This is a genomic window from Paenibacillus ilasis, from assembly GCF_043195395.1.
GTDB classification, from domain to species: domain Bacteria; phylum Bacillota; class Bacilli; order Paenibacillales; family Paenibacillaceae; genus Paenibacillus_AQ; species Paenibacillus_AQ lautus.
The window spans coordinates 2,801,413-2,815,871 of the sequence record NZ_JBHDJG010000001.1; the positions used below are offsets into that span (position 1 = coordinate 2,801,413).

Here is a 14,459-nt window from a genome sequence, read left to right on the forward strand (position 1 = left end):
AGGAGTGAATAATAGTTAATTCCACCCTTTTTATCCAAACGGCATCACTGTATTCTATTTAAAAGCCATTTTCAAGGAGGACTTATGTAATGAGACGTATTGGTATCATCGGCTGCGGTACCGCCGGAATCCAGCTTGCCTATTCTCTGAAAAATGATTTTGATGTCACGTTGCATCATTATGAAGAGCCGCAGAACATCCTTGATGGGAGAATTCGATCCACACAGGTTCATTTTCATCCCACACTGGAACGCGAACGGCGTTTTAGCATGCCTGCCGAGGATAACGCGCCTCACATCCGCACGATTCACTTTCAGTTAGGTCAACAAAAACTGTTCACGGGCAATCTTTCCGGAATCGCAGCATCGATGGACCAGCGCTTACGCTTCGCCGAATCGATGAATGATTTAGCTGCGCAGGGCGTGAAGTTAATTCACGGGCGTTTGAAGCCGGAAGATCTTCTGGACCTAATTCCATCCTACAATCTCATCATCGACGCAACGGGAAAGGCCGGGCCGCTGGCACCATTCCCTGTAGAAACGGGACTCACTCCTTACCAAGCGCCTCAACGGAAATGCATTGTTGGTTATTTTACCGGAGTACGACCCGTGGAGCCTGAGGGTATTTCCATTACGGTTCTTCCGGGGAACGGTGAAATGTTCGAGATTCCCGCTATGACCGATTCAGGGCGTGCCACCATCTTATTCATTGAAGCTGTGCCTGAAGGAATATTGGATGTTTTTAAAGGGATTAAGAACACTTCCGAATTTGTAGCACGTATGGCGAATGTAATTGAAGAGCACTTTCATCCTATATATGAACGAATCGAATTGGATCGATTTGCACTCATCGATGAGAACGCCTTTCTACAAACCGCGATTACGCCTGTCATTCACAGGCCATATGCAATAATGGACGGAACGCTGATACTTGGGTGCGGTGATAGCGTCTTTCTCAGTGACCCGATAACAGGCCAAGGCTGTAATACCGCTTCTTATGCCGCTGAACAGTTATATGAAACCCTCATAACACATAAGGAATCGACTTGGGATGAAGCTGTTGGTATAGACTACTGGAACCGTACCAAGCAATATATTACGGCTGTTACGGAATGGACCAACGCCATGACGGAGCCGCTTCCTGAGCCTATCGCTGGACTGCTGATGCAAGCTGCCTCCGATCAAATGACGGCGGACGGAATTGCCGCCTGGTTCGAAAATCCCATCAAAGCTTATGAAGCATTTCATAAACATCCAATAAACCAACCGTTTCCCCGTTAATCGGGGAAACGGTTGGTACTGTTCTAGGGATACAACCGTGTTAAGCAATCGAACTGACGTTCCTTGTGGATGACAGTTTGACTTTACCCCGCCTCAGAAACACACCGTAACGTTCATGGAATCGCCGCAATCGAGGAGGTTCCCACCCGTTTGCACTTCCGGCAAATTTCATGAAGAATTGGCATAAGTACCCATCTGATCGAGGTGACATCGATAAGAACATACCGCTCTACCTCTTCTGGTTATTGATATGGTAAAAATGGGTAAACTTAGATAATGGCACCCTTTTAACCGATACACCTCGAATTTTTATAAACTGGAAGAGGATGAACCGAATGAAATCAACAACAGCCAAAGGAAACCAATTACAGCGCATAAGATACTCCGCGCGTAATGTATGGGCCGGAATCTTATTCGGATTAGGTCTGGTCGGTTTTATCGATGAGGTTGTGTTCCACCAACTGCTGCACTGGCATCATTTCTACGATAAGTCTACAACCGAGATTGGACTTGTATCTGATGGATTATTTCATGCGTTCAGCTGGTTTGCTACCATCGGGTCCTCATTCATGCTTGCCGATCTGCATCGCCGGAATGCATTCTGGCTTAAACGGTGGATTGGAGGCATTCTGCTTGGAGGCGGCGCCTTCCAGCTGTATGACGGCATCATTCAGCATAAATGGATGCGGCTGCACCAGATTCGATATAACGTCGATATCCGTCCCTACGATTGGGTCTGGAACCTGATTGCAGCGGCCATGATCATAGTTGGGATGATACTCATCGTGCGAGCTCAAAATCGTGACCGTTCCAGGGAGGCCTAATCCTATGATGAGTAACCATTCGCTTGATCATGGGGCTGGAATGTCCGTGGCCTCTGCTTCATGGACCTTCTGGGAATGGATCATGGGTGGCTTAATCTTTGCGTTTCTCATTCTTCTATATATCATTGCTGCTGCGGTCTCCAATCGCAACTACCGAATGTGGCCGATCCATCGTTATGTTTGCTGGGTTGCGGGTATGCTTTGCATGGTTTTGCCGCTGATCGGTCCGCTAGCGCGACTCGCCCCTGAGAACTTTACGGTCCATATGCTCGGACATCTGCTGCTCGGTATGCTGGGACCGCTGCTGATTGCATTCTCCGCGCCGATGACGCTGCTGCTCAGATCTACACCCGTTCCAATCGCCAGACAAATCACTCGTTTGCTGAAGAGCAAACCGGCCCAAATCATTGTTCATCCGGCGGTAGCGACCTTGTTGAATATCGGTGGATTATGGATCCTGTACACAACCAGCTTATTCATGGCCATGCATCATAACCTTTTGCTGCATATCGTCGTGCATGTTCATGTTTTTGCAGCCGGGTATTTATTTACAGTATCTTTGATTTACGTGGATGTGGCTCCGCACCGTCGCAGCTTTCAGGCTCGTGCGATCATCCTGATGATCGCCATTGCCGGACATGGAATACTCTCCAAATACCTATATGCCCATCCACCCGATGGCGTATCTTCGGAACAGGCCCAGCTCGGCGGAATGCTGATGTATTACGGTGGCGACGCGGTTGATCTTATTCTAGTGTTTTGGTTGTGTATGCAATGGTATAGGTCAGCGAGCCCGCGACCTGCTGCATCCATCCAACCCTTGGATTAATCACCATTAACCGGATTGTGCTTGTTGTCACTCGTCTCCTCCGGCAGCATGTTGGAGATGCTCGGTACGTTACGTGGCTTATATTCAATGAGTTCAGAAGAGTATATCGCAACGGTCATTCTTCCCCCATTACCGAATGCCCGGATGAGGATAGGCTGATTATAGGCGTTCTCAAAAACAAAATCAGGTCCTCCCCAGCTCACCGTAGCATCGCGCCCGGGCAGCACATACGGGACGTTCCGGCTGTGAGAATAGCGCTTTACAATCTGTAAGCCTGCACGGTCAATGGCATTATACAGTGTGGAGGAGACCTGACAAATCCCTCCTCCCACTCCCTCTGATAATTCGCCCCTGACGATAACGCCGGCACGCTTGTAACCTCTGTCCACTGTTCTCATGCCAACCACCTGATTAAACGAGAAGGTTTCTCCGGGGAATACAACTGCACTGTCTATCGCCTGAGCAGCTAACGCGATATTGTGGGAACGATTTTTGTTGTTGGAATTAAAATAGGTGACATAGTAACCTATCGGTTTAACCCGAATGGAGGCCAGAAGCTCGGTATCCACCTTCGGATAAATCGGATACCTCGGTGCTTCGACGGAAGCACCCCCAGTGCCGTACCAATATGAATAATATTGTTCCAGCAGCTTGCGTCGATCCAGTCTATGACCATTCTGCCCCGGAATGATTTGGCCACTGCTGCCAATCCGGGCGTTCCGGGCTTCCAGATAGGTTTTCCGATCAAGCGCATCCACCCATTGATCGTATTTATCCATATCCAGCAGCGGGAAAACATCAAGCGCATGTTCGCTTCGGTTCACGCTTGCCATGACTTTGCCTTCTTGCGTTATCATTAAATTGTTGTTTTCCGGTTCATCCCCTTGCATGAGCATAAACAATAGACCAAGGACTGACATCCATTTCAAGCTGGTTCACCTGCTTTATCTTTGTGTTTTTCTCTATTTTTCGCGTTTTTGTACATATCCAGTTTCGTTCACTCTCTGGTATTATGATTGCATTACAGGTAATTCATTCAGATTGTTTTATAAACAAAAGAACCCGCACCACCATGAATGTGCGGGTTCTCTATATGTCATGACTTTCATTTACAAGGAGACAGGAGTCTCTTTCCTATGACTAAAGGGCAAAACAAGGAACAGAAACGAGCTTACGGCCAGCAATTCTGCGATCCCGATGACCGTTCCCATGGGGGCCGCGGTTGTTCCGTCTCCCAGGCCCACGAGTGGACTTGCGGCTGCACCTAATAACAATGGCAGTAATCCAAGAAGTGCAGACGCACTGCCTGATGTGTGGGCTGCTTGCTTCTGCATCGCCAGGGATGTAGTCGTTGCACTGACCATGCCGACGGCAGAAACAATCAGGAACAACATGGGTGCAATCAGCAGCAATCCGCCGCCGAGCCATGTGATCGCGAACAGCGACGTACCGCCAAAGGCCGCAATGACCAGACCCGTTGTCAACAATTTGGTTTCCCCTGTGCGGGAGGCTAATCTGCCCGTAATTTGAGAGAACAGGACAATACCGATCCCATTTACCGCAAAGAACAGGCTGTACATTTGAGGGGATACGCCAAAGATATCCTGCAATACAAATGGTGACCCTGAGATATAAGCAAACATCGCGGCTGATACGAACGCTTGGGAAAGCGCATAGCCGACAAATACGCGGTCCCGAACCAGCGTACCGAAGGTACGGAAGGTTTGCTTGATCCCGCCGTTGGCCCTTTTCTCCCGATTGAGCGTTTCCGGAAGACCAAACCATACAGCGAGCAGCATAAGCAATCCAATCAGGAACAGGACGACAAAAACTCCGCGCCAAGAGACGAAATTAAGGATAAACGCTCCGAATACGGGAGCGATAATGGGTGCTAAACCATTGATCAGCATCAGCAATGTAAAAAATTTGGTCAGCTCCGAACCGGTGTATAAATCCCGGACGACAGCCCTGGATATGACGATACCGGCTGCTCCGCTTGCTCCCTGTACAAGCCGAAGCACAACCAGAACCCATATCGTTGGGGCAAACGCACACAGCAAGGAGGTAATCGAATACATAATCAAGGATATGATGAGCGGTGCTTTTCTCCCCCGGATATCGCTGAGAGGGCCTGCCACAAGCTGTCCCAGAGCAAGACCAAGCAAAAACGCCGTCAGGCTTAATTGGGCCAACGATGCTGGCGACCCCAAACTCTCGGAGAGTTTAGGCAGTGCAGGTAAATACATATCAACGGAAAGCGGCCCGAAAGCCGAAAGAGATCCGAGAATCAAGGCAAACTGAAGCCTCTTCCTGCGAGTTAGAACCATGGCTGAGCCGGCTTCATTTGTGGTCATCGACATACGTTTTGTTACTTCCTTTCCTGCAACACATTGATGCATAAGTATAAAATTTCAGCAAACCATCTTAGGTTGCTAAATAACTATCCTATCATAGGATATATTTCGGTAGATTGCCATCCATTTTTTCTAAGCCAATGGAATTCGCAAGGTAAATGTTGTGCCAATACCCAGCTCGCTATGCACTGTTATTCTGCCGCCATGGTCCTCTACAATTTTTTGACACAGGGATAACCCAAGGCCGGTCCCTTCTTCTTTGGTTGTATAGAACGGATCAAAAATCTTGGCCAAATTTTCATCGGCAATGCCTTTACCGGTATCCTCAACTTCGACGACAGCCATTCGTTCTTCCGCCCTGAGCGAGATTCGGACGGAGCCGGTGTGCTCCATCGCTTGAAAGGAATTACGAATCAGGTTGATTAGCACCTGGATGATCTTATCACGGTCCATGACGATCTGGATCGGTTCATCGCTTATGTCCAGCATAAATAAATGTCCATGCGAGGCTGCTTCGGATTCACACAATGAATAGACTCGAGTCATGCAGTCCGTAAGTGATTCTACCCTCATATTGCTGGCATGGGGCTTGGAGAAGTGCAAAAATTCTGCCGTCAGCTCCCCTACCCGCGTAATCTCCCCCATAATGACTTCATACCAGGGCTGAATGTTATAACTTTGAGTTTTGGAGAGTTGAATAAACCCTTTAATGGAGGTAAGAGGATTCCGAATCTCATGGGCCATCCCGGCAGCCAATTCCCCCACCATTTTCATCTTTTCCGTTCGGATCATTTCCTCCTGGCTTCTCATCCAGGAATTGCGCCGCATTTGAAAGATCCGGTCCTCTGCCGTGCTGATCATCTCTTGATAATTTATAGCTTCATGCGGGTAACAAGTGATGCTATAGGTCACCTGTACACCGATATGTTCAAAATGGAACATGCTGCTGTCGATGTTGACGTGCTCGGGTAGCAGTATAGCAAAGCGGTCTCCCGCATATCGGGAGGCTGCCAGCATATCGTTCAGGAACAGTTTGCGCACGGCCCGTGAGAAACTGATCAGAATCTCATTGGCTGTTGAGATATCCTTGGCATTTAACGATTTGAAGTTGTTGATGTCCAGTAACACCAACTGAAAGGGCTTGTTCACCTCAATGAGATGCTGAACTTTATGCAAATATCCATCATAATTCAGAAGTCCCGTCAAGGGATCGTGATAGGTCAGGTAATCGTTTTGCTTATATAATTTCTTCTTCTCCGATTCGAGAAAGTTAACAAAATGAAAGGAAATGACGACGACAAAGGATGCTAAGCAATCAAACACGGAAACCAGAATATGGTATTTTGTAAAAGGTACATACGTCAGACGAATGATGGAATATTGAAGGACCATAAGAAGGCACAGCGGCATCGTTTCTATGAAACGCTCTTTTTTATGAATGAGATTGATGATTAGTATGTAATACAGCAAGATACACCAATTCAATTGGCTGACATAATGAAACGCCCCGAGAAAGAGAAATTGTATACTGCGAAGCCATTCGTACTTTCGATCGAAAAAAACGGATGCATACAGTAACGATGCCGTGACCAGCATCAAAGGGATTGACGTTTGATATCCAAGATAAACTGACGACACCATGATAAAAACCGATATCATTGGTACAAATAGGAGCTTGAGTACTATAAACGACAAAGCGAATCACTCCTAAATCACTATTACTGGCGCAAAATGTAGAACGGAGGCAAGTTTCACCAAATATGGTACACCATATGCATGCTTCTGAACAGCAGGAAAACACGACACTCAAAATAGCAAACGTGAATCTCTATCTGAAAATCATGTGTATTCCTGCTATCCAGCTCGAATTCCAGCTACAATTCTTCGTACCGAATCGATATGAACTGATGAGTTGTCGGATGAAACGAAACGGTTACGTATACACCGAATTCACGAGCCCCTTTCTTCAGCCATAGCTTAAATTTCTCCTCCGCCATTTCACTGGATATCGTGGTTCTTCCCATATAGAGGTAGTCGACGACATCCATATTGTATTTACGCTTCGTTTCCGTCACCGCGAGAGTTCCCCATGTGGCGGAAGCAGGGTCTTTACTGTTCACGGCATGGATCAGGGACTCTGCAATTTCCGTCAATTCCTGCTGCCTGATTTTTGATGAAGTGCGATTTGCAGCAGTTAGAAGGTATTGCCAGTTTCCCTTTTCGAGTACGAACAGCTGAAGCGTATTGATCGGTCCCTTGTAGAACTTTGCGGTTGTATGATCTGCCAGCTCCGATTCTTGAAAGGATAGATGGTTCAGCTGCTGTTTATTTTCCAGGGGATATAACTCGATTTTGTAGTCATGTTCAGGTTTATATCGGTTTTGGTAATGAACCTCCAAATGCTCGTCCAATCCGCCCTTCATGTCATAGCAGCGGCCATACTGATGCGTGAAAGCTACAGGCGGCAACTGCGGCGGTAAGAAGATGGCTGTACCGAAATGTTTCTCACAGGTCCTCACAGCCTCCTCCACAAGCTCACCGCGAGATTCAAAGATAGCCTGCTGAAACTGATTTTTCGAAGACTCTTTTATTCCTTGATCATCGCCAGGACTTATCCCAAGCGATAAAACACCGGCTAATAAGATGCTGCCCAGCATAGTAAACCTCCTCTTTACACCTCTAGATAAATCTGGCGCTTGTCTCTCATGCCTAAGATTCCCGCTTATGTTCATCCTAATTCGACATGGGATTCGTTGGATAAATTGAGGGAAAAGTACACACACTGTGACAGACTATGCAGGAATCCGAGGTGAAAAGGCGTGAGGATGAAACAGAAGTTAAAATCCATGTTTCTGGTTAGCCATGAACATTCTGAAGAAGGCCATACTCACGAAAATCAACAGGACCCTAACCCCCAGGAAGAAGTTGCACTAACGCTGCAGCATATCATGGATCAATTTGATAATGCCGCCGATTTTGTCCATAAAACCTATCATAAGGAACGTTTGCATGTACTGTATTTCAGCCATTTGGTCAATGAGGATCGGCTGGAGCGTGACCTGCTCCCTCCATTGTTGAAATCTGAGACGCCGTTGGAGCTGTTAACAGAGCAATCCCAATTTAAACAAGTAACGGAAACCAAAAAATGCGTGGAAGGCATTCTTAGCGGTATGGCGGCTATCTTTTACGAAGAAAATGCATACCTGATCGATGTTATTTTCCCGGTATCACGTACGGTTGCCGAATCCGAAACGGAGTCCATCATTATTGGTCCGCACGAGGCGTTTACGGAACAAGCTTATACCAATCTTTCGTTGATCCGGAAGCGAGTGCAGAGTTCTCATCTCAAAGTCATTAAATTGTCCGTTGGTGAAGTGACCAAATCTGATGTCTATGTTCTTTACATCCAAGACATCGCCAATGAGATCTATGTAAAAGAAGTGATAAAGCGAATTAAGGATATCGAAATCGATGCTATCCATGATGCGAACATGCTGATTCAGTGCATTGATGATGATCCGTATTCGATCTTTACACAATTTCTGACCACCGAGCGGCCGGATACGATCGCATCCAAGCTGGTATCGGGTCGTATCGTCGGGATTATGGACGGGAGCCCCACCGCCTTCAGCGCCCCGGTCAACTTTTTTGAATTTTTCTCGTCTTCCGACGATTATTACCAAAGGTGGAGCATAGGCACGGCAACCTTGTTCCTGAGGTTTGCAGCGCTCATGATCACGGTGACATTGACGGCCCTTTACGTCTCGGTAACCTCCTTCCACTATGAGATGATTCCGGAGAATCTAATCCTGACACTGACAGAGTCCAGAAGTAAAGTGCCCTTCCCCCCGATTTTTGAAGCGCTCCTGATGGAGACTACCATTGAGCTGCTGCGGGAAGCCGGTGCCAGACTACCTACCAAAATTGGACAGACCATCGGCATCGTAGGCGGTATCGTGATAGGTCAGGCTGCCGTGCAAGCGGGATTAACCAGTAACATACTGATCATTGCTGTTGCCTCTTCTGCTATCGCTTCCTTTGTTATACCCAATTATGTCATGAGCGCATCCTTTCGCCTCTTCCGTTTTGGGCTTATTGTAATGGCTGGATTATGGGGGAATATGGGGTTGGCTCTTGGCTTGGCCTATATCGTCATTCACTTAAGTGGTTTGACGAGTGTCGGCTCCTCCTATTTGTCACCCATTGCTCCTTTTGAGCCCTATGACTGGAAAGATGTATTCTTGAGACTGCCTTTTTCCACTTTGGCCAAGCGGCCAACCCAAGTCAAAGCAAGAAATAAAGTGAAGTTAAAAATGAAAAGGTGAGGACAATTGAAAGAAAAACTATCCCAATTCCATACCGCGATCCTCATCTACATGATTCAAACGGGTGTCTATGTATTCAGCATTACCCAGGTAGAAGCCCATTATTTCGGAACAAATGGTTGGCTAATCACCATCCCGGTGTCCCTTATGGTCTGTCTGAATATCTACATGATGTATTGGGTGTATCGGCTGGGCCAAGGAAAGTCCATTTTCGAAATATTAGAAAAAAGTATTCCCAAGTTCATTCTGGTCCCCTTCTATCTGGCGATTAGTACGGTATGGGCACTTATTGGCTGTCTCGTTGCCAAGGAGTATGTACTGATCTTTCAGATGTTCGCGTTCCCAACAACCAACCCCATGGTGTTCAAGATTGCGATCGATGTTCTTGCATTTATACTGCTGACCAAAGGGCTCTATAACATTTCCAAGGCTTCGACCGTTTTCTTCTGGACCACCATCTGGATGAGCTTGCTTATGCTATATTACGTTGGGGAATTCAAAATCGAGAGATTATCCCCCTATATTTTTAAAGACGGTTACAGCATGACCGAGGGTCTTTTTCAAATTTATTTGGCGTACTTGGGTTATGAGCTGTGCTTACTTTTGTTTCCCTATACCGATAAGAAGACCAAACTGTTCAGAGCGGTATTTTATGGAAATTTAATTCGTACGGTATCCTATACGCTCTTGGGTTTTGTTTCGTTTGGCGTAATTGGCTCGGATATGCTTAAAGTCATGTTATTCCCGTTACTGGACTTGCTGGCTTATATCAAGCTTCCATTCGTTGAGCGAATCGAGAATCTTTTCTACGGCTTTTTCTTGTTTACCACCCTCATTACCCTGGTCCTTTACTTCTGGGCGGCTGGCGAAAGCACCCAAAGAGTTTTTCCAAAGGTCAAAGTCCATGTCCACTATTTTTTTATCATTCTGGCAGCTTTGCTCATTTCCTACATTCCAACGGTATTGAACACAATCCGGGAGTGGCTTTTGTTTCTGGGTTATATCCAGATTGGATTCGCCTACATAATGCCGTTGATATTAATACTTCTGCTGTTATGGCAGCGGCGCAAAAAGGCAGCGTGATGTGATATGTTAAAAAAATGTACGTGCTTACTCCTACTGCTGTGTATCATCCCTGTATCCGGCTGCGGGGATCAACGCATTTTGGAAGATCTAGGATTCATCCAAACGACAAGCTATGATTTGCTCCCGAATGGCGAGTTAAGCTTCTCAGTCTCGATACCCCAAGCCGATCCAGAGACATCCGCTAAGCGTGAAGTGCTGACGGCAACAGCCAAGAGCAGCAAGGAAGCGAGAATGATCATGTCCAGACAAACGGGGATGCTGCTGGTGAGTGGACAATTGCGTAATGTGCTGTTTGGTACTTCGTTGGCGGAAAGCGGATTGCACGGTCATCTGGATACCTTGTTTCGGGATCCCTCCATCTCTTCGCAGGTAAAAATCAGCGTGGTTGAAGGCAGTGCAGGTGAATTGCTCATTGACGATTACAAGCAGCACCCGCGAACCGGCAGATATATCGATATGCTGCTTGAGAAGGAAGCACTCGGGCAGACTATTCCCAAGGTCACGTTATTTAATTTCGCCAGGGATTTTTTTGATCAGGGCGTAGACCCTGTTGCACCGATTCTTAAGAAGCATGAGAACAATTACATTACAACGGATGGTATCGCCTTATTTAGAGATGATCGTTATGTTACGAAGATTGAACCTCAGGACGCATTGGTCTTCGCTTTTCTGAAAGACAAATTCCGAGAAGGCCAAATTAATATTGATCTGACGGAGATTAACGGCAAGCAGGAAAACGTCATGTTCAGTTCATTAATCAGCACGCGAAAAGTCAAGATCACCCGCGGAGTACAAGGCGTTGAGAAGGTTACGTTTCATGTCAAGGTTACCGGCTCTGTTCTGGAATACATCGGTGATGCCAGGTTAAACAACGAGCGGGAACGGCGTGAGCTGGAGCAGCGAATCAGTCAATATATTTCAAAAAAAAGCGATGCCATGATTACGTTGATGAAAAAACATCAGGTGGATAATCTCGGAATCGGCAGTCATGTTCGTAATCGGGTTGGCTATGAACAATGGAAAAAAATGAACTGGCGGCAGGAGCTTCAAAAGATTCCGGTGGAATGCTCGTTTGATGTGCACATTAAAGATTACGGGAAGTTTCGATAATAAGGAAAAGGCCCTTACTAAGGTTTTTTTCGTATTTTTAGGTCAGCCAGAGGTTTCTGGTTGGCCTTTTTGTGCCTAACAAAATCCTCTATCACGCTTGGAGATCATCAGAAAACGAAATGAATTCAATGTTATATAATATGACATTGTTGTTGACTATTTTTTTGTATAGTGCTACATTTATCCAAAATAAATGTCTTATTACTTCAAACAGTCTCTATTCACCTCATTTAATGTTATGTATTGTAACGCTAATAATGCAAAAGGAGTGGCTTGGATGCACCTCACTTACCAAGAAAGAGACAAATTATTGCTTTTTCTCGCGTCGGAATTAGCGCAGAAACGTTTAGCCCGCGGGTTGAAATTGAACTATCCGGAAGCGGCGGCACTCATTTCAGGTTTTGTTGTTGAAGGAGCTCGTGATGGTAAGTCTGTAGCCGAATTAATGGAGGAAGCGCGTCATGTGCTGTCAGCCGATCAAGTGATGGACGGGGTGGCCCACCTGCTTAGAGAAGTTCAGGTCGAAGCCACCTTTGTGGACGGTACCAAGCTGGTCAGCGTTCATGACCCGATTCAAGGCGCTAACGTTTCATCCGGCATTATTGCAGGCGAATACGACCTCCGAGATGAGCCGATCGAGCTGGTACCCGGCCGCCCTCGCATTACGCGCGAAGTTACGAACAGCGGAGACCGCCCGATCCAGGTAGGGTCGCACTTCCATTTTTACGAATGCAATCCGGCCCTGCAATTCGATCGTAACGGCACGCAAGGTTATCGACTCGATATCGCTTCCGGATTATCGACCAGGTTCGAACCCGGGGAAGCCTTGGAGGTCACTCTTGTTCAAATTGGCGGCAGCCAGGAGATTCACGGTTTTGCAGGTTTAACGAACGGAAAAACCAATGGGGTGGTGAGCTTATGACAACAATCGATCGTGCTACCTATGCCAGCATGTACGGGCCTACGACAGGGGATCGGGTTAGACTCGCCGACACCTCCCTCTGGCTTGAGATTGAGAAGGATTATACCGTCTATGGAGATGAATGCGTGTTTGGCGGCGGTAAAGTGATACGTGACGGCATGGGCCAGCATCCTCTCGCGACCCGCGCGGAAGGCGTCCTGGATCTGGTCATTACGAATGCCATCATTATCGATACTTGGGGGATTGTTAAAGCGGATATCGGGATCAAGGACGGGTTCATCAGCGGTATCGGAAAAGCGGGGAATCCACTCATGATGGATGGCGTCACCGACGGGATGATTATCGGTGTAGGCACGGAAGTCATCTCCGGCGAGAACTTGATCGTAACAGCCGGCGGCGTGGATTCGCATGTGCACTTTATCAGTCCACAGCAAGTCGAAATCGCGCTCCAAAGCGGTGTCACTACATTTGTTGGTGGAGGTACCGGGCCTGCTACGGGAACACTGGCAACCAATTGTACTTCTGGGGTATGGAACCTGCAGCGGATGCTGCAAGCAACAGATGCCCTTCCCATTAATATGGTTTTTCTGGGCCGCGGGAATAGCAGTCGTCCGGAAGCGCTGGCCGAGCAAGTCCATGCCGGTGCGGCTGGACTCAAAATCCACGAAGACTGGGGCAGCACGCCCTACGTAATCGACAAGTGCCTGAACGTCGCCGAGGAACTGGATGTGCAGGTTAACATCCATACCGATACGCTGAATGAAGCGGGTTTTGTTGAAGACAGCTTGTGCTCCTTTAACGGCCGGGCGATTCATACCTACCATACCGAAGGTGCAGGAGGCGGTCACGCCCCGGATCTGCTGCGAGTAGCTTCCATGCCGAATGTCCTCCCCTCCTCGACCAGTCCGACCATGCCCTATACGGTGAATACGATTGACGAACATCTGGATATGCTGATGATTTGTCATCATCTCGATCCGCGTATTCCCGAGGATGTTGCCTTCGCCTCCTCTCGGATTCGGGCAGAGACGATCGGAGCTGAGGATATTCTACATGATATAGGAGCGATTAGCATGACCAGCTCCGATTCGCAAGCGATGGGCCGTGTTGGCGAAGTCGCTATCCGCACATGGCAAACGGCGGACAAAATGAAACAACAGCGCGGCCCGCTAGGATCGGATACGAAATCGGACAATTTCCGAATCAAGCGCTATATTGCCAAATACACCATTAACCCTGCCAAGACCCACGGCATATCCGATTACGTCGGCTCCATCGAAGTCGGAAAAATGGCCGATCTCGTACTCTGGAAACCCGCCTTCTTCGGAGCCAAGCCGGAGATCGTGCTGAAGAGCGGCATGATTGTCCATGCCGTCATGGGCGACCCCAACGCGTCGATCGCCACACCGCAGCCTTATATGTATCGGCCGATGTTCGGCAGTTATGGCGGAGCCCAGGCTGCGCTAAGCGCTACTTTCGTATCCCAATCCTCCCTTCAGTTGGGTACGCTTGATCCACTGGGATTGCGGAAGCAGCTCCTGCCTGTCCGGAACTGCCGAACTGTGAGAAAAACGGATCTTATTCACAATGGAGAGACGCCGGAAATTATGGTGGATCCGGTGACCTATGCGGTAAGCGTTAACGGAGAAAGGCTGACAAGCGCCCCATCTTCCCACCTGCCGTTATCGCAGCGTTATTTCCTGGTTTGACGACCTGGTTTGTAAGTCCT

General features: G+C 47.7%; 12 protein-coding genes. 8 read left to right on the top strand and 4 right to left on the bottom strand.

Going from position 1 to position 14,459, the window contains the following annotated elements; all coding sequences use genetic code 11:
* Window positions 1-89: 89 nt before the first annotated feature.
* The 3 genes from ACETK5_RS12775 to ACETK5_RS12785 all read left to right on the top strand — a co-directional run bounded on the left by ACETK5_RS12775 (window position 90) and on the right by ACETK5_RS12785 (window position 2,933).
* Window positions 90-1,280, top strand: coding sequence for a styrene monooxygenase/indole monooxygenase family protein (locus ACETK5_RS12775; protein WP_394055987.1), 1,191 nt, complete (start codon window positions 90-92; stop codon window positions 1,278-1,280).
* A gap of 335 nt (window positions 1,281-1,615) precedes the next feature.
* Window positions 1,616-2,104, top strand: a complete 489-nt coding sequence (locus ACETK5_RS12780; RefSeq protein WP_394055989.1) for a DUF2243 domain-containing protein — start codon at window positions 1,616-1,618, stop codon at window positions 2,102-2,104.
* A gap of 7 nt (window positions 2,105-2,111) precedes the next feature.
* Entirely contained in the window at window positions 2,112-2,933 is an 822-nt protein-coding gene (locus tag ACETK5_RS12785; protein WP_394057422.1) for a cytochrome c oxidase assembly protein, read from the top strand.
* On the opposite strand, the gene ACETK5_RS12790 is transcribed toward ACETK5_RS12785, so the two are convergent.
* The 4 genes from ACETK5_RS12790 to ACETK5_RS12805 all read right to left on the bottom strand — a co-directional run bounded on the left by ACETK5_RS12790 (window position 2,930) and on the right by ACETK5_RS12805 (window position 7,944).
* Entirely contained in the window at window positions 2,930-3,862 is a 933-nt protein-coding gene (locus ACETK5_RS12790) for a VanW family protein (RefSeq protein ID WP_326114958.1), read from the bottom strand. The two genes, ACETK5_RS12785 and ACETK5_RS12790, sit on opposite strands and share 4 nt — an antisense overlap.
* Window positions 3,863-4,042: 180 nt before the next feature.
* On the bottom strand, window positions 4,043-5,293 hold the full coding sequence (locus ACETK5_RS12795) for a multidrug effflux MFS transporter (RefSeq protein WP_326114960.1): 1,251 nt from the start codon (window positions 5,291-5,293) through the stop codon (window positions 4,043-4,045).
* 126 nt (window positions 5,294-5,419) lie between these two features.
* The gene (locus ACETK5_RS12800) at window positions 5,420-6,982 is read right to left on the bottom strand and encodes an ATP-binding protein (RefSeq protein WP_394055992.1); all 1,563 of its coding nucleotides are present in this window, start codon (window positions 6,980-6,982) and stop codon (window positions 5,420-5,422) included.
* Window positions 6,983-7,161: 179 nt separating this feature from the next.
* A complete protein-coding gene (locus ACETK5_RS12805) occupies window positions 7,162-7,944 on the bottom strand; it encodes a DUF3889 domain-containing protein (RefSeq protein WP_100537030.1) in 783 nt (260 codons plus the stop codon).
* A gap of 162 nt (window positions 7,945-8,106) precedes the next feature.
* Between ACETK5_RS12805 and ACETK5_RS12810 the strand changes: the two genes are divergently transcribed.
* From ACETK5_RS12810 to ureC, 5 genes are all read left to right on the top strand, one after another.
* Complete coding sequence (locus tag ACETK5_RS12810) at window positions 8,107-9,612, top strand: spore germination protein (protein WP_100537029.1); 1,506 nt, start codon at window positions 8,107-8,109, stop codon at window positions 9,610-9,612.
* A 6-nt stretch (window positions 9,613-9,618) separates the two neighbouring features.
* Window positions 9,619-10,695 carry a GerAB/ArcD/ProY family transporter gene (locus ACETK5_RS12815; protein WP_394055995.1) on the top strand — a complete coding sequence of 359 codons (1,077 nt, stop codon included), beginning with the start codon at window positions 9,619-9,621 and terminating at the stop codon, window positions 10,693-10,695.
* Window positions 10,696-10,701: 6 nt separating this feature from the next.
* Window positions 10,702-11,808: a Ger(x)C family spore germination protein gene (locus tag ACETK5_RS12820; protein WP_100537027.1), complete on the top strand. Its 1,107-nt coding sequence runs from the start codon at window positions 10,702-10,704 to the stop codon at window positions 11,806-11,808.
* Between the two features lie 277 nt (window positions 11,809-12,085).
* On the top strand, window positions 12,086-12,730 hold the full coding sequence (gene ureA / locus ACETK5_RS12825; RefSeq protein WP_394055997.1) for an urease subunit gamma: 645 nt from the start codon (window positions 12,086-12,088) through the stop codon (window positions 12,728-12,730).
* A complete protein-coding gene (gene ureC, locus ACETK5_RS12830; RefSeq protein WP_394055999.1) occupies window positions 12,727-14,439 on the top strand; it encodes an urease subunit alpha in 1,713 nt (570 codons plus the stop codon). The genes ureA and ureC overlap by 4 nt, the downstream gene beginning before the upstream one ends.
* Window positions 14,440-14,459 lie beyond the last annotated feature (20 nt).